Source organism: Saccharothrix coeruleofusca (genome assembly GCF_014648515.1).
In the GTDB taxonomy this organism is placed as follows: domain Bacteria; phylum Actinomycetota; class Actinomycetes; order Mycobacteriales; family Pseudonocardiaceae; genus Actinosynnema; species Actinosynnema coeruleofuscum.
On record NZ_BMRG01000001.1, the window covers coordinates 741,793 to 743,231 of the forward strand.

Consider the following 1,439-nt stretch of genomic DNA (forward strand, 5'->3'; position numbering starts at 1 on the left):
GCGAGGCGGCGCGGGCCAACCAGGTCGCCCAGGACGCCTTCGGCCGCCAGGGCGGTGACGTCCTGGTCGTCTACGGCACCGGCGACCAGGCCAAGCTCGGGGAGATCGCCCAGCGGCTGGGGCAGCTGCCCGACGACGCGGTGCTGCGGGTCATGCCGCCGGTGCCCGCGCCCGGCGGCGACAAGGCGCTGGCCGTGATCACGCTGCGCTCCGGCGACTCGAACGAGCAGATCAAGCAGTACGAGCGGATCGCCGACCAGCTCGACGTGCCCGGCGTGGACGAGCAGGTCGGCGGCCTGGTGCCCACCCAGAAGGCGATCAGCGACATGTCCGCCTCGGACCTGACCAAGGCCGAGGCCGTCTCGCTGCCGATCGTGCTGGTCCTGCTGGTGGTCATCTTCGGCGGGCTGGTCGCCGCCTCGCTGCCGGTGGTGGTCGGCGGGCTGGCGATCATGGGCTCGCTGGGCGTGCTGCACGCCGTCTCCTACGCCGCCGACGTCAACTCCTTCGCGGTCAACGTCGCCAGCCTGCTCGGCCTGGGCATGGCCATCGACTACGGCCTGTTCATGGTCGGCCGGTTCCGCGAGGAGCTGGCCGCCGGGCGCGGCACGGCCGACGCGGTGCTCAGGACCGTCTCCTCGGCGGGCCGCACGGTGGCGTTCTCGGCGACCCTGCTGGTCATCGCGCTGGCCGGGCTGCTGCTGTTCCCGCAGGGCTTCCTCAAGTCGCTCAGCTACGGCGGCATGTCCGCGGTCGCCATCGCCGCGCTGGTCTCGCTGACCCTGCTGCCCGCGCTGCTCGGCGTGCTCGGCCACCGCGTCGACAAGCTGGCCTTGCCGTGGCGCAAGCGCGCCCCCCGCGAGGACGGCTGGCGCAGGCTCGCCGCCCGCGTGATGAAGCGGCCGGTGCTGTTCGCGCTGCCGATCGTCGCGGTGCTGGTGGCGCTGGGCGCGCCGTTCCTCGGCGTGAAGTTCGGCGAGGTCACCGAGAAGGTGCTGCCCGAGGGCAACTCCGCGCGCGTGGCCGCCGAGACGGTGAACCGGGACTTCGCCCAGCTGTCCACCAGCGGGCTGAAGATCGTGCTCACCGGCAACCCCGACCCGGCCGAGGTGCAGCGGTTCGCCGCGCGCGTGGGCGAGGTGCCCGGCGTGGGCCAGGCGCAGGTCGCCGCCGAGCCGAAGGACGGCGTGTGGCTGCTCAACGCGGGGCTGGACCAGGACGCGCTCAGCGACGAGTCCAAGCGGGCGCTCAAGGACGTGCGGGCGCTCGACGCCCCCGGTGACGAGCTGCTGGTCGGCGGCAGCACGGCGATGGTCTCCGACGGCCTCGACGCCATCCAGGACCGGCTGCCGCTGATGATCGGCCTGCTGGTGGGCGCCACGTTCGTGCTGATGTTCCTGGCGTTCGGCTCGATCCTGCTGCCGATCAAGGCCGTGGTG

At 73.0% G+C, this 1,439-nt stretch carries 1 protein-coding gene; it reads left to right on the top strand.

All coding sequences use genetic code 11. The annotated features are described in order from the left end of the window. Positions 1-1,439 (top strand): MMPL family transporter (locus IEZ00_RS03870; protein ID WP_229794990.1); only part of this gene is annotated, 1,439 nt, incomplete at both ends.